The organism is Burkholderia sp. SJZ089, from assembly GCF_007828315.1.
In the GTDB taxonomy this organism is placed as follows: Bacteria; Pseudomonadota; Gammaproteobacteria; order Burkholderiales; family Burkholderiaceae; genus Burkholderia; species Burkholderia gladioli.
Genome location: NZ_VIUM01000017.1, coordinates 50,056 through 74,235, shown reverse-complemented (window position 1 = coordinate 74,235; position 24,180 = coordinate 50,056). Strand labels below are relative to the sequence as shown.

28 protein-coding genes and 1 riboswitch are annotated in these 24,180 nt (G+C 69.0%); of the genes, 1 reads left to right on the top strand and 27 read right to left on the bottom strand.

What is annotated here, in order from left to right; all coding sequences use genetic code 11:
* Nucleotides 1–81 precede the first annotated feature (81 nt).
* From FB600_RS27625 to FB600_RS27500, 26 genes are all read right to left on the bottom strand, one after another.
* Nucleotides 82–447: a histidine triad nucleotide-binding protein gene (locus FB600_RS27625; RefSeq protein WP_098181368.1), complete on the bottom strand. Its 366-nt coding sequence runs from the start codon at nt 445–447 to the stop codon at nt 82–84.
* A 25-nt stretch (nt 448–472) separates the two neighbouring features.
* Nucleotides 473–880, bottom strand: coding sequence for a DUF4870 family protein (locus tag FB600_RS27620; RefSeq protein WP_013696440.1), 408 nt, complete (start codon nt 878–880; stop codon nt 473–475).
* Between the two features lie 48 nt (nt 881–928).
* Entirely contained in the window at nt 929–1,294 is a 366-nt protein-coding gene (locus FB600_RS27615) for a phosphoribosyl-ATP diphosphatase (RefSeq protein ID WP_017918336.1), read from the bottom strand.
* Nucleotides 1,291–1,716: a phosphoribosyl-AMP cyclohydrolase gene (gene hisI / locus FB600_RS27610; RefSeq protein WP_025101326.1), complete on the bottom strand. Its 426-nt coding sequence runs from the start codon at nt 1,714–1,716 to the stop codon at nt 1,291–1,293. Before hisI ends, FB600_RS27615 begins: the two co-directional genes overlap by 4 nt.
* The gene (gene hisF / locus FB600_RS27605; protein WP_013696437.1) at nt 1,716–2,489 is read right to left on the bottom strand and encodes an imidazole glycerol phosphate synthase subunit HisF; all 774 of its coding nucleotides are present in this window, start codon (nt 2,487–2,489) and stop codon (nt 1,716–1,718) included. The genes hisI and hisF overlap by 1 nt, the downstream gene beginning before the upstream one ends.
* An 86-nt stretch (nt 2,490–2,575) precedes the next feature.
* A complete protein-coding gene (gene hisA, locus FB600_RS27600) occupies nt 2,576–3,331 on the bottom strand; it encodes a 1-(5-phosphoribosyl)-5-[(5-phosphoribosylamino)methylideneamino]imidazole-4-carboxamide isomerase (RefSeq protein ID WP_013696436.1) in 756 nt (251 codons plus the stop codon).
* Nucleotides 3,332–3,493: 162 nt separating this feature from the next.
* Entirely contained in the window at nt 3,494–4,135 is a 642-nt protein-coding gene (gene hisH / locus FB600_RS27595; protein ID WP_013696435.1) for an imidazole glycerol phosphate synthase subunit HisH, read from the bottom strand.
* Nucleotides 4,132–4,752, bottom strand: a complete 621-nt coding sequence (locus FB600_RS27590; RefSeq protein WP_013696434.1) for a MarC family protein — start codon at nt 4,750–4,752, stop codon at nt 4,132–4,134. The genes hisH and FB600_RS27590 overlap by 4 nt, the downstream gene beginning before the upstream one ends.
* A gap of 75 nt (nt 4,753–4,827) precedes the next feature.
* Nucleotides 4,828–5,415, bottom strand: coding sequence for an imidazoleglycerol-phosphate dehydratase HisB (gene hisB / locus FB600_RS27585; RefSeq protein ID WP_017918339.1), 588 nt, complete (start codon nt 5,413–5,415; stop codon nt 4,828–4,830).
* A gap of 82 nt (nt 5,416–5,497) precedes the next feature.
* Nucleotides 5,498–6,568 carry a histidinol-phosphate transaminase gene (gene hisC / locus FB600_RS27580; protein ID WP_096749834.1) on the bottom strand — a complete coding sequence of 357 codons (1,071 nt, stop codon included), beginning with the start codon at nt 6,566–6,568 and terminating at the stop codon, nt 5,498–5,500.
* Between the two features lie 158 nt (nt 6,569–6,726).
* Complete coding sequence (hisD, locus tag FB600_RS27575; RefSeq protein WP_096749835.1) at nt 6,727–8,055, bottom strand: histidinol dehydrogenase; 1,329 nt, start codon at nt 8,053–8,055, stop codon at nt 6,727–6,729.
* 40 nt (nt 8,056–8,095) lie between these two features.
* A complete protein-coding gene (gene hisG, locus FB600_RS27570; protein WP_017918341.1) occupies nt 8,096–8,752 on the bottom strand; it encodes an ATP phosphoribosyltransferase in 657 nt (218 codons plus the stop codon).
* Nucleotides 8,749–10,104, bottom strand: coding sequence for a UDP-N-acetylglucosamine 1-carboxyvinyltransferase (murA, locus tag FB600_RS27565; protein ID WP_145757710.1), 1,356 nt, complete (start codon nt 10,102–10,104; stop codon nt 8,749–8,751). Before murA ends, hisG begins: the two co-directional genes overlap by 4 nt.
* 16 nt (nt 10,105–10,120) lie before the next feature.
* Nucleotides 10,121–10,360 (bottom strand): BolA family protein, encoded by a 240-nt coding sequence (locus tag FB600_RS27560; protein ID WP_013696428.1) that lies wholly within the window; start codon nt 10,358–10,360, stop codon nt 10,121–10,123.
* A gap of 20 nt (nt 10,361–10,380) precedes the next feature.
* Nucleotides 10,381–11,136: an ABC transporter permease gene (locus tag FB600_RS27555; protein WP_013696427.1), complete on the bottom strand. Its 756-nt coding sequence runs from the start codon at nt 11,134–11,136 to the stop codon at nt 10,381–10,383.
* The gene (locus tag FB600_RS27550; protein WP_013696426.1) at nt 11,133–12,059 is read right to left on the bottom strand and encodes an ABC transporter ATP-binding protein; all 927 of its coding nucleotides are present in this window, start codon (nt 12,057–12,059) and stop codon (nt 11,133–11,135) included. Before FB600_RS27550 ends, FB600_RS27555 begins: the two co-directional genes overlap by 4 nt.
* Nucleotides 12,060–12,266: 207 nt before the next feature.
* Nucleotides 12,267–12,536 (bottom strand): lipid asymmetry maintenance protein MlaB, encoded by a 270-nt coding sequence (locus tag FB600_RS27545; RefSeq protein WP_025101319.1) that lies wholly within the window; start codon nt 12,534–12,536, stop codon nt 12,267–12,269.
* Nucleotides 12,533–13,159: a phospholipid-binding protein MlaC gene (locus FB600_RS27540; RefSeq protein WP_025101318.1), complete on the bottom strand. Its 627-nt coding sequence runs from the start codon at nt 13,157–13,159 to the stop codon at nt 12,533–12,535. Before FB600_RS27540 ends, FB600_RS27545 begins: the two co-directional genes overlap by 4 nt.
* A gap of 109 nt (nt 13,160–13,268) precedes the next feature.
* Nucleotides 13,269–14,234 carry a VacJ family lipoprotein gene (locus FB600_RS27535; protein ID WP_096749838.1) on the bottom strand — a complete coding sequence of 322 codons (966 nt, stop codon included), beginning with the start codon at nt 14,232–14,234 and terminating at the stop codon, nt 13,269–13,271.
* 55 nt (nt 14,235–14,289) lie between these two features.
* Entirely contained in the window at nt 14,290–14,796 is a 507-nt protein-coding gene (gene mlaD, locus FB600_RS27530) for an outer membrane lipid asymmetry maintenance protein MlaD (RefSeq protein ID WP_013696422.1), read from the bottom strand.
* A 15-nt stretch (nt 14,797–14,811) separates the two neighbouring features.
* Nucleotides 14,812–15,579, bottom strand: a complete 768-nt coding sequence (gene mlaE, locus FB600_RS27525) for a lipid asymmetry maintenance ABC transporter permease subunit MlaE (protein WP_025101315.1) — start codon at nt 15,577–15,579, stop codon at nt 14,812–14,814.
* The gene (locus FB600_RS27520; protein WP_013696420.1) at nt 15,576–16,397 is read right to left on the bottom strand and encodes an ABC transporter ATP-binding protein; all 822 of its coding nucleotides are present in this window, start codon (nt 16,395–16,397) and stop codon (nt 15,576–15,578) included. The genes mlaE and FB600_RS27520 overlap by 4 nt, the downstream gene beginning before the upstream one ends.
* A gap of 323 nt (nt 16,398–16,720) precedes the next feature.
* Nucleotides 16,721–17,842 (bottom strand): thiamine phosphate synthase, encoded by a 1,122-nt coding sequence (gene thiE / locus FB600_RS27515; protein ID WP_145757711.1) that lies wholly within the window; start codon nt 17,840–17,842, stop codon nt 16,721–16,723.
* On the bottom strand, nt 17,839–18,654 hold the full coding sequence (locus tag FB600_RS27510) for a thiazole synthase (RefSeq protein ID WP_013696418.1): 816 nt from the start codon (nt 18,652–18,654) through the stop codon (nt 17,839–17,841). The genes thiE and FB600_RS27510 overlap by 4 nt, the downstream gene beginning before the upstream one ends.
* Before the next feature lie 41 nt (nt 18,655–18,695).
* Entirely contained in the window at nt 18,696–18,893 is a 198-nt protein-coding gene (gene thiS, locus FB600_RS27505) for a sulfur carrier protein ThiS (RefSeq protein ID WP_013696417.1), read from the bottom strand.
* 27 nt (nt 18,894–18,920) lie between these two features.
* Nucleotides 18,921–20,084, bottom strand: coding sequence for an FAD-dependent oxidoreductase (locus FB600_RS27500; protein ID WP_145757712.1), 1,164 nt, complete (start codon nt 20,082–20,084; stop codon nt 18,921–18,923).
* A gap of 265 nt (nt 20,085–20,349) precedes the next feature.
* Nucleotides 20,350–20,482: riboswitch (TPP riboswitch) on the bottom strand.
* A gap of 334 nt (nt 20,483–20,816) precedes the next feature.
* Between FB600_RS27500 and FB600_RS27495 the strand changes: the two genes are divergently transcribed.
* Nucleotides 20,817–22,574, top strand: a complete 1,758-nt coding sequence (locus FB600_RS27495; protein ID WP_145757713.1) for an ABC transporter ATP-binding protein/permease — start codon at nt 20,817–20,819, stop codon at nt 22,572–22,574.
* Between the two features lie 102 nt (nt 22,575–22,676).
* Here the strand turns inward: FB600_RS27495 and FB600_RS27490 are convergent, their stop codons facing one another.
* A complete protein-coding gene (locus FB600_RS27490) occupies nt 22,677–24,143 on the bottom strand; it encodes a glutamate synthase subunit beta (RefSeq protein WP_098154620.1) in 1,467 nt (488 codons plus the stop codon).
* Nucleotides 24,144–24,180: the final 37 nt, after the last annotated feature.

The following is a 24,180-nucleotide window of genomic DNA, read 5'->3' as shown; positions in this document are numbered from 1 at the left end:
CGCTAACTGCCGGCGGCGCCGGCATCCGTTACGTTTCCCTTGCGCGGCACGGCGACATGCGACGCATGCCGCCCACCCCGTTCAACCCATCCGCTTCCACGGGCGCGGCCCGGCAAGCAGGTGCGCGTGCAGGTGGTAGACCTCCTGCCCGCCGCCCGGGCCCGTGTTCAGCACGGTCCGAAATCCCGTTTCGCCACCCGTGTATGCGCAACCGAGCTGTTCGGCCAGGCGCGCGACGAGGACCAGCATTCTACCAAGCAGCGGCGCGTCTTCCGCGCCCGCCGAGGACAGCGTCGGCAGGTGCCGGCGCGGGATCACCAGCACGTGCGTCTCGGCCGCCGGGTTGATGTCGCGGAACGCGACGAACTCCTCGTCCTCGTGCACCTTGCGGCTCGGGATCTCGCCCGAGGCGATCCTGCAGAACAGGCAGTTCGGATCGTGACTCATCTTGCTCCCGGCGCGCCGCCCGCCCTCAGAACCATGCCTGCGGATCGAGCGGCTTGTTGTCGTTCAGGTACAGCCAGCCCTTGATGATACGGTACAGCGTCCAGACCCAGACCACGCCCAGGATGAAAAATCCGACCACCACGAAGATCAGCGCGAAGCCGATCAGGTAGAGGATCAGCGCGCGCCAGAAAGTGCGGATCTGCCACTCGAAATGCGCCTGGTAGCGGGTGCCGACCACGTCCGGGCGCTTCACGTAGTTGATGATGATCGCGATCAGCCCGGTGATGCCGCCCGTCAGCCAGTGGATCGCGTACAAACCGTACAACACGTGGGTGAGCGTACGCAGCGACTGCTCGCGTTCGCTCGACAGGCCGCCGCCCGGATAATTGGCCGGAACCGCTGCGCCACCGGGCTGGATCGAAGGTTCGTCCATGATGCTACCTCCGTTTGATGACATGACCGACACAGGGCGCGCGAGCGCTCAACCGTCGCCTTCCTCGCGCTCGCGGCGCTTGCGCAGCGCCTTCTCCTCGAGGCCCGACAGGCCCTCGCGGCGTTCGAGCTCGGCCAGCACGTCGGCCGGGCTCAGGTCGTAATGCGACAGCATCACCAGGCAATGGAACCAGAGATCGGCCACTTCGCCGACCAGCGCCGTGGGCGCGCCGCCCTGGCGCACGTCCTTGGCGGCCAGCACCACCTCGGTGGCTTCCTCGCCGATCTTCTTGAGCACCGCGTCGTCGCCCTTGTGGAACAGGCGCGACACGTAGGACTGCTCGGGATCGCCGCCCTTGCGGCTGTCGATCACGGCCGCCAGGCGCAGCAGGGTGTCGTGGGTGGTCTGCGTCATTTGTAGATGTGCTCGGGATCTTTCAGCACCGGCTCGACCGCGACCCAGTCGCCGCCTTCCACGGTGCCCTCGAATTTCTGGAAAAAGCAGGAATGCCGGCCGGTATGGCAGGCGATGCCCGATACCTGCTCGATCTTGAGCAGCACGACGTCCTCGTCGCAATCGAGCCGGACCTCGTGCACATGCTGCACATGCCCCGATTCCTCGCCCTTGAACCACAGACGCCGACGCGAACGCGAATAATAGACGGCCCGGCCGGTTTCGACAGTCTTGCTCAGGGCCTCGCGATTCATCCAGGCGAACATCAGCACGTCGTTGCTGCCGAGCTCCTGCGCGATCACCGGCACCAGGCCGTCATCGTCCCAGCGGACCTTGTCGAGCCAGGCCGGCTGCGGCGCCGCCTGGGTGCTTTGCGTGGTCATCAGAGCCTCACCGGAATGCCGCGACCGGCCATGAAGCGCTTCGCCTCGCCGACCGTGTGTTCGCCGTAGTGGAAGATGCTGGCGGCCAGCACCGCGTCGGCGCGGCCATCGACGATGCCGTCGGCCAGGTGCTGCAGCGAGCCGACGCCGCCCGAGGCGATCACCGGCACCGGCACCGCGTCGGACACGCCGCGCGTGAGCGCCAGGTCGAAGCCGGACTTGGTGCCGTCGCGATCCATGCTGGTCAGCAGGATCTCGCCCGCGCCGAGCTCGGCCATCTTGCGGGCCCATTCGATCGCGTCGAGCCCGGTGCCCTTGCGCCCGCCGTGGGTGAAGACTTCCCAGCGCGGCGCCTCGCCCTCGCCCGACACGCGCTTGGCGTCGATCGCCACCACGATGCACTGCGAGCCGTACTTGCCGGCCGCGTCGGCCACCAGTTGCGGGTTGGCGACCGCCGAGGAGTTCATGCTGACCTTGTCGGCGCCGGCGTTGAGCAGGCGCCGCACGTCCTCGACAGCGCGCACGCCGCCGCCCACCGTCAGCGGGATGAAGACCTGCGAGGCGACCGCCTCGATGATCGGCAGGATCAGGTCGCGCTGGTCGGAGGTGGCGGTGATGTCGAGGAAGGTGAGTTCGTCGGCGCCCTGGTCGTCGTAGCGCCGCGCGATTTCGACGGGGTCGCCCGCGTCGCGCAGTTCGACGAAATTGACGCCCTTCACGACGCGCCCGGCGGTCACGTCGAGACAGGGGATGATGCGTTTAGCTAGAGCCATGATCTTGCACAAGTGCCGCAGGTAAGGCCGCCCGCGTCGGCGGGCGGCTCGGGCGAAGACGCAGGCGGTGATCCGCCGCGAGCGGATCAGGCGTCGTCGAGTTCGCCGTTCAGTTCGTCGGCGCGCCGTTGCGCGACCGAAAAGTCGAGATCGCCGGAGTAGATCGCGCGGCCGCAGATCACGCCCTCGATCCCCTCGCCTTCCACCTCGCAGAGCTGCTCGATGTCGTTGAGGTTCGACAAGCCGCCGCTGGCGATCACCGGAATGCCGACCGCCTGCGCGAGCTTGACGGTCGCCTCGATGTTGATGCCCTGGAGCATGCCGTCGCGGCCGATGTCGGTATAGACGATCGATTCGACGCCGTAGTCCTCGAACTTGCGGGCCAGGTCGATCACCTCGTGACCGGTCAGCTTGCTCCAGCCGTCGGTGGCGACCTTGCCGTCCTTCGCGTCGAGGCCGACGATGATGCTGCCGGCGAAGGCGGTGCAGGCATCCTGCAGGAAGCCCGGGTCCTTCACGGCGGCGGTGCCGATGATCACGTAGGACAGGCCCGCGTCGAGGTACTTCTCGATGGTCTCCAGGCTGCGGATGCCGCCGCCCAGTTGCACCGGGATCTCGTCGCCGACCTCCTCGAGGATCGCCTCGATCGCCTCGAGGTTCTTCGGCTTGCCCGCGAACGCGCCGTTCAGGTCGACCAGATGGAGGCGCCGCGCGCCGAGATCGACCCATTTGCGAGCCATCGCCGCCGGGTCCTCGGAGAAAATCGTCGCCTGGTCCATATCGCCCTGTTTGAGGCGCACACATTGACCGTCTTTAAGATCGATGGCCGGAATCAGCAGCATAGCTATCGGAAGTCGTCTGGAAAAAGGAGGGGGGACGCGTCGTTGCCGGCCGAACCGGCACCGCGCCGTTTGCTAGTTTAGTACAAGTCTTTCAGGGTTTTGACGCGCGAGCCCCGCAGCACGGGCATTCTGGGCCCATCCGGCGTGGCGGCCGCGCGACGCTCAGGGCTGCCAGTGCACGAAATTGCGGTACAGCCGCAGCCCGACCTCGGCGCTTTTCTCCGGGTGAAATTGGGTCGCGAAGATATTGTCGCGCGCCACCGCCGACACGAAGGGTTCGCCGTAAGGGGTTTCGCCGGCCGCGTGGGCACGATCGGCGGGCTCCACGTAGTAGCTGTGCACGAAGTAGAAGAAGGCCTCGTCGGGCACGCCGTCCCACAACGGGTGGGCCAGGGTCTGGCGCACGCGGTTCCAGCCCATCTGGGGCACCTTGTAGCGCGAGCCGTCGTCCTGCAGCCGGCCTTCCAGGTCGAAGCGCAGCACCTTGCCCGGCAGCAGGCCCAGGCCCGGCGTGTCGCCCTCGGCGCTCCAGTCGAACAGCATCTGCTCGCCCACGCACACGCCCAGCAGCGGCTTGCTGCGCGAGGCTTCGATCACCGCCTCCTGCAGCCCCGATTCGCCCAGGCAGCGCATGCAGTCGGGCATCGCGCCCTGGCCCGGCAGCACCACGCGGTCGGCCGCGCGGATCTGCTCGGGGCGATCGACGATCGCCACCTCGGCTTCCGGCCCCGCCTTCCTCAGCGCCTGGGCCACCGAACGCAGGTTGCCCATTCCATAATCCACAATCGCAATCGAAGTTTTCATTTCAGTGCAGGCAGTAACGCCTTCAGTCCGTCGACGATGAACTCCACCGCCAGCGCCGACAACATCAATCCCATCAGCCGCGTCGCAATATTAATGCCGGTGCGGCCGATCCAGTGCGCGATCGGCTCGGCCAGCCGCATCGCGACGAAACAGAGGCCCGCGATCACCGCGCCGATCGCGATCAGGCCCAGCCGGTCGTACCAGTGCGCGGCATTGGCCGAGTAGACGATCACCGTGCTGATCGAGCCGGGGCCGGTCAAGAGCGGAATCGCGAGCGGCACCACCGCCACGCTGTTCTTCGACTCGGCCTCGTCGCGCTCCTCGGGCGTGGAGCGCGCGTTGCCCATCTGCGCGTTGAGCATGTTGATCGCCATCAGCAGCATGATGATGCCGCCGCCCACCTCCAGCGAGCCCACCGAGATCCCGAAGAAGCGGATGATCTGCTGGCCCAGCAGGGTCGTCACGACGATCACGAAGAACACCGAGACCGCCGCGATGCGCACCGTGCGGCGCCGCTCCTCGTCGCCCTGCGAGGCCGTCAGGCTCAGGAAGAACGGCACCGCGCCGAGCGGGTTGATCAGCGCGAGCAGCGAGATGAACGATTTGAGCAGGTCCATGGACGGGCCGCATGGCGAACGGGCGAATCGAAAGCCCGGCGAGACCGTCTGGCGGTCCGCCGGGCGCGCATTCGATCAGAGGCTGCCCTTGGTCGACGGGATCTGGCCGGCGGCGCGCTCGTCGAGCTCGACCGCCATGCGCAGCGCGCGGCCGAAGGCCTTGAACACGGTCTCGAGCTGATGATGCGCGTTGATGCCGCGCAGATTGTCGATGTGCAGCGTGACGCCGGCATGGTTCACGAAGCCGCGGAAGAACTCGATCGACAGGTCCACGTCGAAGGTGCCGATCCGCGCGCGCGTGAACGGCACGTGGAATTCCAGGCCGGGACGGCCCGAGAAGTCGATCACCACGCGCGACAGCGCCTCGTCGAGCGGCACGTAGGAATGGCCGTAGCGGCGGATTCCCTTGCGCTCGCCGATCGCCTTCGCGACCGCCTGGCCGAGCGTGATGCCAACGTCCTCCACCGTGTGGTGGTCGTCGATATGGGTGTCTCCATGCGCTTCGATGTCGAGATCGATGAGACCATGGCGCGCGATCTGGTCGAGCATATGGTCGAGGAACGGCACGCCGGTGGCCAGCTTCTGCTGGCCCGTGCCGTCGAGATTGATCTTCACACGGATCTGCGTTTCGCTGGTATTGCGAACGACTTCCGCCACACGCATGGTGATTCCTTGAAATGGCTGAGGTAAAGGGGGCGAGATGGTGCCGGCGCCAACCGAACGATGCCGGGCGCGCCGGCCCGGTTCAGTGCAGCACCCGCCGCAAGGCGGCCAGCAGCAGGTCGTTCTCGTCAGGAGAACCGACGGTCAAACGCACGCAATTCGCGAGCAATGGGTGCATTTTACTCACGTTTTTGATCAATACCCGCTCGGTCAATAACGACTCGAACAGCGCGCTGGCGTCGGGCACGCGCACCAGCAGGAAATTGCCGGCGCTCGGGAACACCGTGGCGCCCGGCAACGCGGCCAACGCCTGCGCCAGCCGCCCGCGCTCGGCGCGCAGCTCGGCGGCCTGCGCGTCGAGCACGTCGAGGTGGTCGAGCAGGTAGTCGACCGCCGCCTGGGTCAGCACGTTGACGTTGTAGGGCGGGCGCACCTTGTCGAATTCGGCCAGCCAGGCCGGTGCGCCGGCCAGATAGCCGAGCCTCACGCCGGCCAGGCCCATCTTCGAGACCGTGCGCATCACCACCACGTTGTCGAACTCGGGCACGCGCGCGAGCCAGCTGCGCTCGGCGAAGGGCTGGTAGGCCTCGTCGATCACCACCAGGCTGGTGCCGGCCGCCGCGATGATGCGGGCGACGTCCTCGTCGCCATAGAGCGTGCCGGTGGGATTGTTCGGGTAGGCCAGGTGGATCAGCGCCGGGCGGTGCTCGGCGATCGCCGCGAGCATCGCCTCGATATCGAGGGACATATCCTCGCGCAGCGGCACGCCGACGAAATCGAGCCCGGCGAAGCGCGCGTACTGCTCGACCATCACGAAACCCGGCACCGGCATCAGCACGCTCGCGCCGGGCCTGGCGCAGGCGATGCAGAGGATGCTGATCAGTTCGTCCGAACCGTTGCCGAGCATCACCTCGAGCTCGGCCGGAATCCCCATCGCCGCGCGCAGCTTGTCGATCAACGCGAGCGGGCGCGGCGGCGGATAGCGGTTCAGCGCGACCTGCGCGAGCCGTTCGCCTAGCCCGGCGGCCAGCGGCGCGGGCAGCGGATACGGGTTCTCCATCGCGTCGAGCTTCACGAAGCCGGTCGCGTCCGGCACCGGGTAGCCCGTCATCGCGAGCACGTCGGGACGGATGATGTCTTGAGGCGTCGTCATGGTGTGCACGGCGTGCTTGGCGCCGTTCCTTGCCGCGGCCGGTCGAGGCAGGCCGCCTGTGGGGTACTGCGGGTCTCGTCGCGTGGGGTGGCGAGGCTTTGGCGCGAGCCGTCTCCTGGCGCGCCACGCTCGCGCCGGCTACACCGGCGCGAGCGTAGTCAGTGGTGGCCGTGGTGGCGCATCCGGTACTCGGCGCTGCGTGCATGCGCCTGCAGGCCTTCGCCGTAGGCCAGCTCGGAGGCGATCTCGCCGAGCGTCTGCGCGCCCTCGGCGCTGACCTCGATCACGCTGGAGCGCTTGATGAAGTCGTAGACGCCCAGCGGCGAGGAGAAGCGCGCGGTGCGCGAGGTCGGCAGCACGTGGTTGGGGCCCGCGCAGTAGTCGCCCAGGCTCTCGCTGGTGTAGCGGCCGAGGAAGATCGCGCCGGCGTGGCGGATCTGCTTGCCCCATTGCTGCGGCTCGAGCGCGGAGATCTCCAGGTGCTCGGGCGCGATGTCGTTGGCGATCCGGCAGGCCTCGGCCATGTCGCGCACCTTGACCAGCGCGCCGCGCCCTTCCAGCGAGGCGCGGATCACGGCCTCGCGCGGCATGCTCGGCAGCAGCTCGTCGATCGCCTTCTCGACGCGCTCGATGAAGGCCGCGTCGGGGCACAGCAGGATCGACTGCGCGAGCTCGTCGTGCTCGGCCTGCGAGAACAGGTCCATCGCCACCCAGTGCGGATCGGTGGTGCCGTCGCAGATCACCAGGATCTCGGAGGGCCCGGCGATCATGTCGATGCCGACCGTGCCGAACACGCGGCGCTTGGCCGAGGCCACATAGGCGTTGCCCGGGCCGCAGATCTTGTCGACCGCCGGCACGGTTTCGGTGCCGTAGGCGAGCGCGGCCACCGCCTGCGCGCCGCCAATGGTGAACACGCGATCGACGCCGCCAAGGTAGGCCGCGGCCAGCACCAGCTCGTTGCTCACGCCGTCGGGGGTGGGCACCACCATCACGATCTCGCCGACCCCGGCGACCCGCGCCGGAATCGCGTTCATCAGCACCGAGGAGGGATAGGCGGCCTTGCCGCCCGGCACGTAGAGGCCGACGCGGTCGAGCGGCGTGACCTTCTGGCCCAGCACCGTGCCATCCGATTCGGTGTACTGCCAGCTATGGCTGCCGCACTCGAGCTTCTGCTTCTCGTGGTAGCCGCGCACGCGCGCGGCGGCCGCCTCCAGCGCCGCGCGGCGCTTGGGCTCGAGCCCGTCCAGCGCGGCTTCCAGCGCGTCCTGGCGCAGCTCCAGCGCGGCCACGCTGGCGGCCTGCAGGCGGTCGAAGCGGTTCGTGTAGTCGAGCACGGCCGCGTCGCCGCGCGCCTTCACGTCGGCCAGGATGGCCGCGACCGAGCGCTCGATCGCGTCGTCCTCGCTCGCCTCGAACGCGAGCACCGCACGCAGGTCGGCCGCGAACCCTTCGCGGCTGGAATCGAGTTTGCGAATCTTGATAGACATGATGCTTCCGTTCCGGTGATGCGCCGGGGCCTCGGGGCGGTCAGGCCCCGCCCTGCTTCGACGCGCGTTCGAACGCGTCGAGGATCGGCTTGAGCGCGGCGCGCTTCAACTTCAGCGCGGCCTGGTTCACGACGAGGCGCGAGGAGATCGGCATGATCTCCTCCACCTCGACCAGATGGTTCGCCTTGAGCGTATTGCCCGAGCTGACCAGGTCGACGATCGCGTCGGCCAGGCCGACCAGCGGCGCCAGCTCCATCGAGCCGTACAGCTTGATCAGGTCGACGTGCACGCCCTTGGCGGCGAAGTGCTCGCGCGCGGTGGCCACGTACTTGGTGGCCACCCGCAGCCGCGCGCCCTGGCGCACCGCGTTGGCGTAGTCGAAGCCGTCCTGCACCGCCACCGACATCCGGCAGCGCGCGATGCCCAGGTCGATCGGCTGGTAGAGCCCGCCGCCGCCGTGCTCGATCAGCACGTCCTTGCCGGCCACGCCGAAATCGGCCGCGCCGTATTCGACATAGGTGGGCACGTCGGTGGCGCGCACGATGATCACGCGCACGTTCGGGTCGTTGGTCGGCAGGATCAGCTTGCGCGACGATTCCGGATCCTCGGCGACCTGGATGCCCGCGGCCGCCAGCAGCGGCACGGTTTCCTCGAAGATACGCCCTTTGGAGAGCGCGAGGGTCAGGGGTGCGGTCATGCGGGACTCCCGGTGAGACGGCGCACGTCGGCGCCTACGGCGTTCAGCTTGGCTTCCATCCGATCATAGCCGCGATCGAGATGGTAAATACGGTCGATGACGGTCTCGCCGTCGGCGCACAGGCCCGCGATCACGAGGCTGGCCGAGGCGCGCAGGTCGGTGGCCATCACCGCGGCGCCCGACAGCCGCGCCACGCCGGTGACCAGCGCGGTATTGCCGTCCACCACGATGTCCGCGCCGAGCCGGTTGAGCTCCTGCACGTGCATGAAGCGGTTCTCGAAGATGGTCTCGACCACGTGCGCGCTGCCCTCGGCCACCGCGTTCAGGGTCATGAACTGCGCCTGCATGTCGGTCGGGAAGGCCGGGTATTCCGAGGTGCGGATCGCCACCGCGGCGGGCCGCCGGTCCATCCTCACGCGCAGCGTGTCGGCCTGCTCCTCGAGCACGGCGCCGGTCTTGCGCAGCTTGCCGAGCACCGCGTCGAGCAGGTTGGCGCGCATGCCGCGCAGCGTGACGTCGCCGCCCGCGGCCGCCACCGCGCACAGGAAGGTGCCGGCCTCGATGCGGTCGGGCACCACCGCGTGGCTCGCGCCGTGCAGGCGCTCGACGCCCTGGATCACCAGCCGGTCGGTGCCGATCCCGTCGATCCGCGCGCCCATCTTCACCAGCAGGTTGGCCAGATCCGTCACCTCGGGCTCGCGCGCGGCGTTCTCGAGGATGGTCTCGCCATCGGCGAGCACCGCGGCCATCAGCAGGTTCTCGGTGCCCGTCACGGTGATCATGTCGGTGACGATGCGCGCGCCCTTCAGGCGCGTGGCGCGGGCCTCGATGTAGCCGTGCTCGATGCTGATCTCGGCGCCCATCGCCTGCAGGCCCTTGATGTGCTGGTCGACCGGGCGCGCGCCGATCGCGCAGCCGCCCGGCAGCGACACCTTGGCGTAGCCGAAGCGCGCCACCAGCGGGCCCAGCACCAGGATCGAGGCGCGCATGGTCTTGACCAGCTCGTAGGGCGCGACCGGCTCGCCCACGTTCGCCGCGTCGAGCACCACGCGCGCGCCGTCCACCTCGCTCGTCACGCCCATCCCGCCCAGCAGGGCCAGCATGGTGCGCACGTCCTGCAGGTCGGGCACGTTGTCGAGCCTCAACGGTTCGGCGCTCAGGAGGCTGGCGCAGAGGATCGGCAGGGCCGCGTTCTTCGCGCCCGACACCTGGATCTCGCCGGCCAGGCGGCGCCCGCCCGTCAATATCAGCCGCTCCCCCTGCCCGTGCGCAACCCGGCCGGCGGCCGGGTCGACAGCCGGGCTCGTCGCGACGCTCTGGACCGCATCGCGTTCTTTTACTGAAACTTGCACGAAGTTCGTCCGTTCTTTATGCGTTCTGCCATTCGGCGGGCGTCAGCGTCTTCATGCTGAGCGCGTGGATTTCCTGCTTCATGCGGTCGCCGAGCGCCGCGTAGACCAGCTGATGGCGCTGGATCGGCCGCTTGCCCTCGAATTCGGCCGACACGATGGTCGCGAAGAAATGCTGGCCGTCGCCTTCGACTTCCAGATGCGTGCAGGCGAGACCGCCCGCGATGTATTGCTTGACCTGCTCGGGAGTCGGCAACATGAAAAAGGCTCCAGTCGATATCAGTGACGCAGCTTGTAGCCGGTGGCCAGGAGCCGCATCGCGACCAGCGCGAGCAGCACGAAGAAACCGGCGACGATAGCGAGGCTCCGCAGCGGATCGATGTCGGAGACACCGAAGAAGCCGTAGCGGAACCCGTCGATCATGTAGAAAAAGGGATTCAGGCGCGACACCTCGCGCCACACGGGCGGCAGCGAGTGGGTCGAATAGAACACGCCGGACAGGAAGGTCAGCGGCATGATCAGGAAGTTCTGGAAGGCGGCGAGCTGGTCGAATTTCTCGGCCAGGATCCCGGCGATCAGGCCGAGCGTGCCGAGGATGGCCGAGCCGAACAGCGCGAACAGCAGGATGAACAGCGGCGCGGCGAAACCGACCGGGATGAACCAGATGGTCACCACGAACACCCCCAGCCCGACCGCCAGCCCGCGCACCACGGCGGCCAGCACGTAGGCCGAGAAGATCTCGGCGTAGGACAGCGGCGGCAGCAGCATGAACACCAGGTTGCCGGTGATCTTCGACTGGATCAGCGAGGAGGAGCTGTTGGCGAAGGCGTTCTGCAGCACGCTCATCATCACCAGGCCCGGTACCAGGAAGCTCACGTACTCCACGCCGGGATAGACGTTGACGCGGCCCGACAGCGCGTGGCCGAAGATCGTCAGGTACAGCAGCGCGGTCACCACCGGCGCGAGCACGGTCTGGAACGACACCTTCCAGAACCGCAGGAGTTCCTTGTAGAACAGCGTGCGAAAACCGCTCATGCCAGACCCTCGATCACGTCTGCCCCGTTCATCACCTGGACGAACACGTCCTCGAGGTCGGCCTTGCGCACCTCGATCTCGTCGAATGCACAGCCCGCCGCGCGGCAGGCCGACAGGATGCGCTCCACCTCGTCGTAGTTGGTGAGGCGCAGCAGGTGCTCGCGCGCGCCGGTCGGTGCCGGCTCGCTGGCCAGCGTGCGCAGCTCGGCGGGCAGCTCGCCCTGCGACAGGCGCAGGTAGAGCTGCAGCCCGGCGAAGCGGCGCAGCAGCGCGTCGGTGCGATCGAGCGCCACCACCTCGCCGCGTCGCAGCATCGCGATGCGATCGCAGAGCGACTCGGCTTCCTCGAGATAGTGGGTGGTCAGCACGATGGTGTGGCCTTCGCGGTTCAGGCGCGAGATGAACTTCCAGAGCGTCTGGCGCAGTTCGACGTCCACGCCCGCGGTCGGCTCGTCGAGCACGATCACCGGCGGGCGGTGCACCAGCGCCTGCGCGACCAGCACGCGGCGCTTCATGCCGCCCGACAGCGCGCGCATGTTGGCGTCGGCCTTCTCGGTCAGGTCGAGATTGGCCATCACCTCGTCGATCCAATCGTCGTTGCGGCGCAGGCCGAAATAGCCGGACTGGATGCGCAGCGTCTCGCGCACCGAGAAGAACGGATCGAACACCAGTTCCTGCGGCACCACCCCGAGCGCGCGCCGCGCGCCGCGGAAGTCGTTCACCACGTCGTGGCCGCGCACCGAGATGCTGCCTTCGTCGGCGCGGGCGAGCCCGGCGAGGATGCTGATGAGCGTGGTCTTGCCGGCGCCGTTCGGCCCGAGCAGGCCGAAGAACTCGCCCTCCTCGACGGACAGGCTGACGCCCTTGAGCGCCTGAAGCGAGGCATAGCGCTTCTTGACGTTGCGGATTTCTATGGCTGACATGACTGAGCGCGGCACCTGAGCGCCGGGACGCCGGATTCTGGTCGTTGGAAACGAATGGGGAAAATGGGGGCCGATTGGACGCCCCGCAAAACGGTTGATTATAGGGCAAACCGGCGGGGCGGTCCGAGGCGGCAAACCCGCATCGGGAGGGGGCATCGCAGGCGCGGGTCGGCGCGGGCCGGCCCGGGTGCGATTCTCAGGCGAGCGTCAATGTCGCTCGGCGAGGAGGGTGTCGATGCCGTAGGCGCGCGCCAGGCTGGCGAGCTTGTCCGGCAGGTTGAGGATGTCGAGCCGCGCGCCGCGCGCCTGGGCGGCGCGCTGCCAGGCGAGCAGCACCGCCAGCGCGGCCGAGTCGAACTGCGCGAGCGCCGCGCAGTCGACCGCGTTCGCGCCGGCGGCGATCCGGCCGAGGCCCTCGTCGAGCGCGGCCTTCGCGCTGGCGTGGGTCAGGGTGGCGCCGGTCGCGAACTGGCTCACGATGCCTTGCCGCCGGCCAGTTGCTGGTTGCGCTCGGTCAGGAACTTGATCAGGCCGTCCACGCCGCTTTGCTGGATCTTCTCGTTGAACTGCTGCTGGTAGGTCTGGATCAGCCAGGCGCCGAGCACGTTCAGGTCATACACGCGCCAGCCTTGCGGCGACTTGTACAGGCGATAGTCGATCTGGGCCGGCTGGCCGTTGGTCTGCGCCAGCGTGCGCACCACCACGTCGGTGGCGCCCGGGTCGGCGCGGAACGGCGGGTACTGGATCTGCTGATCCGGCTTGAGCTGGGCCAGCGCGCCGGCGTAGGTGCGGATCAGCAGCATCTTGAACTGCTCGATCACCTGCTGCTGCTGGTCGGGCGTGGCGGCGCGCCAGTTGCGGCCCATCACGATCTGCGTGGTGCGGCGGAAATCGACGTACGGGAGGATGTCGCGATTGACGATATCGGTCACGCGGCCGATGTCGTTCGGCTTGATCGACTGCGTGCGCACTTCGTTGAGCACCTGCTCGGTGGCGGTCTTGATCAGCGCCTGCGGGTTCGACTGGTCGACCTGCGCTTGGGCCGCGCTGCCGAACGAGAAGAAAGCGGCGGCGACGGGGATCAGAAACAGTTTTTTCATGGCGATGTCCTGCAGAGTGAGTCGGTGCGTCATTTTGAACCGACGACGGGGTGCAAGTTGCATCCGTCGCCGTCACAAACGTTTCCGGCTGTAACGAACCGGGGCCGGATCAGCGCAGCCGCAGGCTGGGCCAGTGCAGGCCGTTCGGCGAGGGCGGCACGACGTTCTGGGCCGGCACGTGGGTCGCGCTGGCCGGATCCGGAACGGCGGCGGACGAGGCGGCATCCGCGCCCGAAGCCGGGGCGGCAGGCGCCGCGCCGGCGCCCGACACCGCGGCACCGGCCGCGCCCGCTGCCGGCGCCGAGCCGTCCTCGGGCACGTCGTACTTCGGCAGCGCGTCGCTGCTGTAGTCGGGCACGCTGGCCGCCGCCTTGCGTCCGCCGGGGCCGCCCGAGGCGGCGATCAGCGATTGGCGGCGCTGCAGGTAGGCGTTGCGCACGAAGGAATACTTGTCGATCGCGGCCGCGTCGAGCACGTCGCCGGCGCCGAGCAGGTTGGCGCGCGTATTGATCAGGTTCACGCCGAACAGGCTCCAGCTCAGCGCGTCCGGGCTCACGTAGGTGAGCGGATTGCCGGCATAGTCGACCGCCAGGCCCGCCGTGTCGCGCACCGTGCTCGGTCCGAGGAAGGGCAGCACCACGTAGGGGCCCGATGGCACGCCGTAGTGACCCATGGTCAGGCCGAAGTCTGCCGTGTGCTTGGGCAGCTTGGCGACGGTCGCGACGTCGAACAGGCCGCCCACGCCGAACACCGTGTTGATCACCACGCGCATGATGTCGCCCACGCCGTCGGCGATGCGCAGCTGCACGAGGTTGTTGGCGGCGATGTAGACGTCGCCGATGTTCGAGAAGAAGTTCGTCACGCTGTCGCGCACCGGCTGCGGCACCGCCCACTGGTAGCCCTTGGCCACGGGCTTGAGCGCGTAGGTATCGACGGTGTCGTTGAACTTGTACATGGTCCGGTTGAAGCCCTCGAACGGATCGCCCTTGGTGGGCGTCTGGACGGTGGCGCAACCGCTCATCGCGGCAACGGCCGCGACGGCCAGAACCGTGTTCCTGAGGCGCATGGTCTGCATGATGGTGTTCCCTCTTCTCTTTTCTCTTGTTTCGCCGTGGGGATGATGGCGCCGCCTAGTGCGCGCCGGCTCCCGATGCCGCGGCCGGTTTCGCACCGCCCGCATCCGCTGCCTTGCTGTACAGGAACTGCCCGATCAGATTCTCCAGCACGATCGCCGACTGCGTCATCGAGATCGTGTCGCCGGCCTTCAGCATCTCGGTGTCGCCGCCGGGCTCGAGCCCGATGTACTGCTCGCCGAGCAGGCCCGAGGTCAGGATCTTCGCGGAGGAATCCTTCGGAAACGGGTATTGCTTGTCCAGGTCGACGGTCACCACCGCCTGGTAGGTATTGGTGTCGAAGCCGATCGAGCCGACCCGGCCGACCACCACGCCGGCGCTCTTGACGGCCGCGCGCGGCTTGAGCCCGCCGATATTGTCGAACTTCATCTTGACGGGATAGGTCGGCTGGAACGACAGCGAGCTCATGTTGCCCACCTTCAGCGCGAGGAACAGCAGCGCCAGGAAACCCAGCACCACGAACAGGCCGACCCAGAAGTCGAGAGCAGTCTTTTTCATCGTCATCTCTGTATTGGCCGACTAGCTGAACATCAGCGCGGTCAGCAGGAAATCGAGGCCGAGTACGGCGAGCGAGGCGTACACGACGGTCTTGGTGGTCGCGCGCGACACGCCCTCGGGCGTCGGCTTCGCCTCGTAACCCTGGTAGAGCGCGGTAAAGGTGACGGCGAAGCCGAACACCACGCTCTTGAGCACGCCGTTGCCGACATCCGACCAGACGTCGACGCCGCCCTGCATCTGCGACCAGAACGCGCCCGGATCGACGCCGATCAGCACCACGCCGACGACATAGCCGCCGAGCACGCCGACCGCGCAGAAGATCGCGGACAAGAGCGGCATGGTGATGATGCCGGCCCACATGCGCGGCGCGACCACCGTCTTGATCGGGTCCACCGCCATCATCTCGAGCGCGGTGAGCTGCTCGCCGGCCTTCATCAGGCCGATCTCGGCGGTCAGCGAGGTGCCGGCGCGGCCCGCGAACAGCAGCGCGGTGACCACCGGGCCGAGCTCGCGCACCAGCGAGAGCGCCACCAGCAGCCCGAGCGACTGCTCGGCGCCGTAGCGGTTCAGCGTGTAGTAGCCCTGCAGGCCCAGCACGAAGCCGACGAACAGCCCCGACACGGCAATGATCACGAAGGAGTAATTGCCGAGGAAATGGATCTGCTTGGTGACCAGGCGCGGGCGGCGCAGCAGCGCGAAGCATTCGAGCACCAGCCGCACGAACAGGCGCGAGGCATAACCCGTGCGTTCGAGGCCACCGACCACGTAACGACCGATTGCACTGATCATCGCCGCCCTCCGCCAAGGCCGAAGTCCGCGTCGAGCGGCGGGCTGGTGTAGTGGAACCGGAACGGGCCGTCGGGCACGCCGTCGATGAACTGGCGCACGCTCGGCTCGGTCGAAGCCCGCAGCTCGTCGGGCGTGCCCTGGGCGAGCACGCCGCCGTTGCCGAGGAAGTAGACGTAGTCGGCGATCGCGAACGATTCGGGCACGTCGTGGGTGACCAGGATCGAGGTCGCGCCGAGCGCCTGGTTCAGCGTGCGGATCAGGTTCGCGGTGATGCCCAGCGAGATCGGGTCGAGCCCGGCGAAGGGCTCGTCGTACATGATCAGCTGGGGATCGAGCGCGATCGCGCGCGCCAGCGCGATGCGGCGCGCCATGCCGCCCGACACCTCGGAGGGCATCAGGTCGCGCGCGCCGCGCAGGCCGACCGCGTTGAGCTTCATCAGCACCAGGTCGCGGATCAGCGGCTCGGGCAGGTCGGTATGCTCGCGCAGCACGAAGGCGACATTGTCGAACACCGACATGTCGGTAAAGAGGGCGCCGAACTGGAACAGCATGCCCATCTTGCGGCGCAGCGCATAGAGGCCGTCGCGCGACTGCGCGCCGACATCGGCGCCGTCGAACAGCACCTGGCCGCGGCTGGCCCGCACCAGGCCGCCGATCAGTCGCAGCACCGTCGTCTTGCCACAGCCGGACCCGCCCATCACCGCCACCACCTGCCCGCGCCCGAAGCGCAGGTTCAGATTCGACAGGACGAGCCGGTCACCGCCATAGCCGAAATCGACGTCGCGAAGTTCCAGCAGGGACTCGGAAGGAGAGCTCACGGAGCTGACAATCCTGTTACGCAGAACGCCGAATTATAGGGCCTGCCTTGAATTGCTGTCGCGCACGTGTGCGGCGCGGCAATTTCGGCGTCGCGCCAATCGTTACACGATGTAACCGGGCGACGCCCCGGCGGGCCCGCTCGACAAGGGCCGGAGCAGCCCGCGGAGCATGCTGCGGCGCGGTACGACGGGGTTCGCGCCGGCCGGGCGGGAGGTCCGACCGGGCGCTTCCGGCGCCGGCCGACGACGTGCCATGAAACGCTGCGTCACGGAAATCGCGACAATCGGCGCCGCCCATCCGAGGCGGCGGCGCCGCCGCCGGCTCAGGCCTCGAAGCAGGCGCCGAGCGAGGCGACGGCCGCGCGCGGATCGGCCGCCGCCGTCACCGCGCTGACCACGGCGACGCTGCCCACGCCGGTCGCGATCACCGCCGGCAGCGTGGCGGCGGTGACGCCGCCGATCGCCACCAGCGGCACGCGCCGCCCGGCCAGCCGCGCGTAGCGGGCGATCCGCGCCAGCCCCTGGGGCGGCGCGGCGACCGCCTTGGTGGTGGTGGCGTAGACGGGGCCCAGCGCCAGGTAGCTCGGGCGCAGGCGCAGCGCCACCAGCATCTCGTAGTAGCCGTGGCTGGACAGGCCCAGGCGCAGCCCGGCCGCCGCGATCGCGCCCAGATCGGCCGTCTGCAGGTCCTCCTGCCCGAGGTGGACGCCATAGGCGCCCGCCTCGATCGCCAGCCGCCAGTGATCGTTGATGAATACACGCGCATCGGGATGGCGGCGCCCCGCCGCGACCGCGCGCGCCACCTCGTCGGCCAGTTGCCCGGCCGGCACGCCCTTCAGGCGCAGTTGCACGGTGCGCGCGCCGTAGTCGAGCACGCGCTCGACCCAGTCCGCCGACGGCACCACCGGGTACAGGCCGAGCCGCGCCGGGCACGGCGCGAAGGCCGGCTCGGGCGCGGCCGGCGCGCCCGCGATCGAGGGAAAACGGGCCGGATCGACCGGCCAGGGATCGCCCGCGGCGGCCTCGTCGCCGTCGCGCCAGGCCAGCGCCAGCACCAGCGCGTCGTGCGGCTCGAACCCGCAGTCGAGGAAGGCGGCCAGCGCGGCGATCCAGTCGTCGGCGAGTTGCGCGGCGGCCGTCAGCGCGTGGCGCGCCGCGCCGCTCACCAGGGTGGCGTGACGCTCGTCGATCGCGATGACGGCGCCGCCCGCCGCGATCACGCCGGCGGCGCGCGCAGCCTCGGCTTCCGCGTCGCCGGCGGTGACGATCAACAGGTCGCCAGCGGCCGGATGTTCGGGTGCCGCGACGCAGATTCGCATCGGCGCGGCGCGGGCGGGCCAGTCGCCGAGCCGCGCGCGGATCCGCTCGGCGGCCGCCGCGAGCTCGTCGGCGGGCGGCCAGAACAGCTCGGCGAAATGCGCGGGAGTGGAGGCGCCGCGGCTCATGACGCGCTCCCGTCCTGGTGCCAGAACGGCATGCCGACCACCGGCGTGCTCGCGTGGGCGGTCTCGCGCGGGTCCATCGGCCCGCCCAGGAAGGCGGCGCGGCCCGCCTCGACTGCCTGGGCGAAGGCGCGCGCCATGATCTCCGGATGCGTGGCCTGCGATACCGCCGTGTTCAGCAGCACGCCGTCGAAGCCCCATTCCATCACCTGGCAGGCATGCGAGGGCACGCCGAGCCCGGCGTCGACGATCAGCGGCACGTCGGGCAGGCGCTCGCGCAGCACGCGCAGGCCATAGGGATTGACCACCCCCTTGCCGGTGCCGATCGGCGCGCCCCAGGGCATCAGCGCCTCGCAGCCGGCGTCGAGCAGGCGGCGGCCGATCACCAGGTCCTCGGTGCAGTAAGGCAGCACCTTGAAGCCGTCCTTCACGAGCAGGCCGGCTGCCTCGATCAGGCCGACCGGATCGGGCTGCAGCGTGTAGTCATCGCCGATCAGCTCGAGCTTGATCCAGTCGGTCTCGAACACCTCGCGCGCCATCTGCGCGGTGTTGACCGCCTCGGCGACGCTCTGGCAGCCGGCCGTGTTCGGCAGCAGCGGCACCGCGTGGCGCTTGAGCAGGTCGAAGAAGCCTGCCTCGGCGGTGCCGGCGTTCATCTGCCGGCGCAGCGCGACGGTGACCATGCCGGGCAGCGAGGCGGCGATCGAGTCCGACAGCGATTGCAGCGACGGATAGCGCGAGGTGCCGAGCAGCACGCGGCTCTGGAACGGCGTGCCGTACAGCGTCAGCGCATCGGTGGTGGGAAGCGGCGTCATGGGAAAGTCCTGTAAGAATCGGTCGCGCGGGCCGGCGGGGCTCAGCCGCCCGCCACCGGGTGCACCACGTCGAGCCGGTCGCCGGCCGCGAGCGTGTGCGCGGCGTGCCGCGCGCGCGCCACGAAGGCGCCGTTGACGGCCACCGCGAACGGCGGCCTGGCCTGGTAGGCGGTGAGCGCGTCGGCCACGGTGGCACCGTCGGGGAGCGTCAGCGTCTGCTGGTTGATCTGGATGTCCATGGGGCAATCGTAGAGAGTGGGTCGACGTCAGGCCCGGGCCTGCGCCGTATCGGTCTCGGTCCGGAACAGCGCCGGCCAGCGCGCGGCCGCGCGCCAGGCGGCCAGTGCCTCGGGCTCGGGCTCGGGCTGCCCGGCATTGCCGAGCGCGCCGCCGAACCAGGCCTGGACGAACTCGACGGCCGCCTGCGCGACCTCGGGCGCGATCATGAAGCCGTGCCGGTAGAGGCCGTTGACGGCCAGCGTGGCCTCGCCGCGCCAGGCGATCGCGGGCCGGTGGTCGGGCAGGGTCGGCCGGCACTGCGTGCCGAGTTCGAGGATGCGCGCCTCGCCGAAGCCGGGATGCACCGAGAAGGCCGCGCTCAGCAGTTCGAGCGCGGAACGCACGCTGACCGGCGACATGTCCTCGCCTTCGACCTCGGTCGCGCCAATCACGTAGAGATCGTCCTGCTTCGGCGCGATGTAGAGCGGATAACGTGGATGCAGCAGGCGCACCGGCCGCCTCAGATCGATGCCGGGCGCCCGCACGCGCGCCACCTCGCCGCGGATCCCGCGCAGCCCGGGCAGCACCGGCTTGGCGCCGAGCCCACGGCAATCGACGGTGAGCCGCGCGCGAGGTTCGGGCGCGTGCTCGACGGCGGTGTTCCAGTGGCATTGCACGCCGCGCTCGGCCAGGCCCGCGGCGAGCGCGGCGAGCGTCTGGCGGTTGTCGAGCTGACCCTCGCGCGGCAGCAGCAGCCCGCGCGGGAAACGCCCGGCCAGCGCCGGTTCGGCCGCATCGAGCTGGGCTCCCGCGAGCGCGACGAAGCCGCCTTCGACGAGCTCGGCCGGCGCGTTGGCGCGCACGCGCCGCTCGAACAACGGCGCCTCGGCGCGATCGGCCTGATGCCAGACCACCAGGGTGCCGTTGTGCTGGAAGAACACCGGCTCGGGCAACTCGGCCAGCCACTGCGGCCAGCGCGCCAGTGAGGCCGCGCCCAGCTCGGTGATCAACAGCTCGGCGCTGGCCGCCTCGGCCAGCGGCGCGAGCATCGCGGCGGCCACCCAGGCGGCAGCGCCCGTACCGGCCGCGTCGCCACGCTCGTAGAGCGCAACGCGCATGCCCAGCCCCGCCAACCGCCAGGCGATCAGACGACCGACCAGGCCGCCGCCCAGCACGGCGATATCGGGGCGCTCGCCGGCGGCGCGGCTCATCGCACGCGCTCCGCCGCGAGGTCGGCGCGAATGCCGTCGCCGGCAAGCACGCGAGCGCAAGCCGACCACGGCGGGCAGCACCGCGAAGCATCGGAATCAGGGGGAAACGGCTGGACGTGAAGAACGGGCATGGGCTCCTTCCGTGACGCGCGAGGGCGTGATCGAACGGACGAAACCGGCGGCCTGGGCCGACCGGGCGGCGCCCATGTCGAACCATCGCAATGGATGGCAAGAGCATGGCGACAGCGTGGAAACAGCGCGCGACCCGGTGGTATCGGAAACTTCCCGCGCCGGTATTACCCGGATCGGGTGCGAAGGGTCTCTCTCAGCCTTGCCGCCGCATCGCCCGAGGTCCGTTTCCGGCTCCGGCGGGCAGCAAAGCACCCCTGTTTCGTCAGGCGGCCATTAGACCACAGAAGCCCGGACGCTCGCAAACCGCGCCGCCGCATCGCGCGGCAGGCGGCGGCCGGTTCCGGCGAGGCGCCTGGCCGGGTACGGTGGTTCGGCGCCGATCTGCGCGCCGTCATGCGGTGCTGGCACAATGACCCCTGTTTCGGCCGGCCGCCGGATTCGCCCCGAGGGCGGCCCGGCGCGGTTAAGAGCCGTTTAAGCGAGGCGCCGCACAATCCGCGGCAAGCTGTCGCCAACTGGCACGATTTTGTTTGGATGCGCGGCCTGGCTCGCGCATCGCTTCGACAACCCGGCATCGCGCCCCCCAAACGCAGGAAACCCATGACGCCCTCGTCCCCCGCCGCCCGCGCCGCGAACGACGCGCCGCCCGACGACGCCCGCATCTCCGCGTGGAGCCTGATCAAGCCCTACTGGGTGTCCTCGGAATGGAAGCTGGCCTGGTCGCTGCTGATCGCGATCATCACGATGAATCTCACGGTGGTCTGGATCAACGTCCGGCTCAATGCCTGGAACGGCGCCTTCTACAACGCGCTGCAGCAGAAGAACGCCGCCCAGGTGCCGCACCTGCTGATGATCTTCGCCGGCTATGCGTTCTCCTTCATCATCATCGCCGTCTACAGCCGCTACCTGCGACAGTTGCTGGGTTTCCGCTGGCGGCAATGGATCACCACCCAGGCGCTCGACGACTGGTTCGGCGACCGCGCCTTCTACCGCATCGAGCGCGACCGGCTGGCCGACAACCCCGACCAGCGGATCACCGACGACCTGAATTCGCTCGCCACCAGCACGCTGTCGCTGACGCTCGACCTGCTCTCGACGGTGGTCACGCTGTTCTCCTTCATCGTGATCCTCTGGTCGATCGCGGGCGCGGCGACCATCTCGCTGGGCGGCACCAGCTTCGTGATTCCCGGCTACATGGTCTGGGCCGCCGCGATCTACGCGCTGATCGGCTCCTACGTGACCTACAAGGCCGGCCATCCGCTGGTCTCGATCACCTACCAGCAGCAGCGCGTCGAGGCCGACCTGCGTTTCGGCCTGATCCGGATCCGCGAGAACGCCGAGCAGATCGCCTTCTACGACGGCATGTCGCGCGAGCGCCAGGGCGCGCTCGACCTGTTCGGCCATATCCGCGAGAACTGGCGGCGCGTGATGTCGATCACCAAGCGCATGACCTTCGTGATCAGCTTCTACGCCCAGCTCGCCAACATCTTCCCGATCGCCGTGGCCTCGCCGCGCTACTTCGCGGGCGCCTACTCGTTCGGCGTGCTGATGCAGATCGTCGGCGCCTTCGGCACCGTCAGCGACTCCTTCTCCTGGTTCGTGAACAGTTACGGCACCCTGGTGGACTGGCGCGCGACCGTCAATCGTCTGCGCGAATTCAAGCGCGTCACGCGCGCCTCGCACCTGAAGGAATCGATGTCGCCGGCCACCGAGCACGGCGGCATCAACCTGCATTACGTGGACGCGCAGAACCTCGCCACCCACGGCCTGCGTCTCGCCCTGCCCGACGGCAAGCCGCTGTCGCGCATTGAGGACATCAGCATCGAGCCGGGTTCGCGCTGGCTGGTGCGCGGCCCCTCGGGCGCCGGCAAGAGCACGCTGATGCGCGCCATGGCGGGCCTCTGGCCGTTCGGCGAGGGCGCGATCGACGCGCCGGTCGGCGCCGCCATGATGTTCGTGCCGCAGCGCAGCTACCTGCCGATCGGCACGCTGAAGGGCGCGCTGGCCTATCCGTCGGCGGTGGAGCGCTTCAGCGACGAGGACTGCCGCGCGGCGCTGCGCGACAGCGGGCTGGAGGACTACGCCGGGCGCCTGGAGGAATCGGGCCACTGGACCCAGATCCTCTCGCCTGGCGAACAGCAGCGCCTGGCCGGCGCGCGCGTGCTGCTGCACAAGCCCGACTTCCTGTTCCTCGACGAGGCCACCAGCGCGCTCGACGCCGAGAACGAGGCGCATCTCTACGGCCTGCTGGCGGCGCGCCTGCCGGGCGCGGCGATCGTCAGCATCGCGCACCGCGAATCGCTGGCGCAGTTCCACGACCGCACGCTGGAGGTTCGGCGCGACGAGGCCGCCGCGTAAGCGCATTCGCAGCCGGCCCCGCAGCAAGGAAAAAGAGCACGCCGAAGCGTGCTCTTTTCACATCCACGGCGGGACGCCGGCTGGCGTCCCGCGCGTCGCCGCTCAGCGCGGCAGTTCCGAATGGCCCATCAGGAACGCGTCGACCGAGCGCGCGCACTGGCGGCCTTCGCGGATCGCCCAGACCACCAGCGACTGGCCTCGACGCATGTCGCCGGCCGCGAACACCTTGTCGACCGAGGTGGTGTAGGCGCGCTCGCCCTCGGTGGCCGCGCGCGCGTTGCCGCGCGCATCCTTGGCCACGCCGAAGGCATCCAGCACCGGCGCGGCCGGCTGCGTGAAGCCCATCGCCAGCAGCACCAGGTCGGCCTTCATCTCGAACTCCGAGCCCGGCACCTCGACCATCTTGCCGTCCTTCCACTCGACGCGCGCGGCGATCAGCTTCTCGACCTTGCCGTTCTTGCCTTCCAGGCGCTTGGTGGCGACCGCCCAATCGCGCTCGCAGCCCTCGTCGTGCGACGAGGAGGTGCGCAGCTTGATCGGCCAGTACGGCCAGACCATCGGCTTGTTTTCCTGCTCGGGCGGCTGCGGCAGCAGCTCGAACTGCGTGACCGACTTCGCACCGTGGCGGTTCGAGGTGCCCACGCAATCCGAACCGGTATCGCCGCCGCCGATCACCACCACGTGCTTGCCCTTGGCGAGCAGCTGGTCGACCACCTTGTCGCCGGCATTGACGCGGTTCTGCTGCGGCAGGAAGTCCATCGCGAAATGCACGCCCTCGAGCTCGCGGCCGGGCACCGGCAGGTCGCGCGGCGTTTCCGAGCCGCCCGCGATCACGATCGCGTCGAACTCTTCCTTGAGCGTGTCCGGCGAGATGGTTTCCTTCGCCAGGCTGCCGATCTGCGGCGGCAGCGGGTCCTTGCCGATGAACACGCTGGTGCGGAAGGTCACGCCCTCGGCTTCCATCTGGCGCATGCGGCGGTCGATCAGCCACTTCTCCAGCTTGAAGTCGGGGATCCCGTAGCGCAGCAGGCCGCCGACGCGATCGTTCTTCTCGAACACCGTCACCTCGTGGCCGGCGCGAGCGAGCTGCTGCGCGGCCGCCAGGCCCGCCGGGCCGGAGCCGACCACCGCCACCTTCTTGCCGGTCTTGTGGGCGGCCGGCAGCGGCTTGACCCAGCCTTCGGCCCAGGCCTTGTCGATGATCGCGTGCTCGATCGACTTGATGCCGACCGGGTCGTTGTTGATGCCGAGCGTGCAGGCCGCCTCGCAGGGCGCCGGGCAGATGCGGCCCGTGAACTCGGGGAAGTTGTTGGTCGAGTGCAGCACCTCGATGGCCTGCTGCCAGTCCTGGCGATACACCAGGTCGTTGAAGTCCGGAATGATGTTGTTGACCGGGCAGCCGTTGTTGCAGAACGGGATGCCGCAGTCCATGCAGCGCGCGCCCTGGATCTTCGCGTCGTCGTCGGACAGGGCCGCGACGAATTCCTTGTAATGCTTCACACGGGTGAGCGGAGCCTCGTACGCCTCGTGGCGGCGTTCGAACTCGAGAAAACCGGTTGCCTTGCCCATAAGGTTCTCGTCTGAATCGGGGATGGTTCGGGTGGGG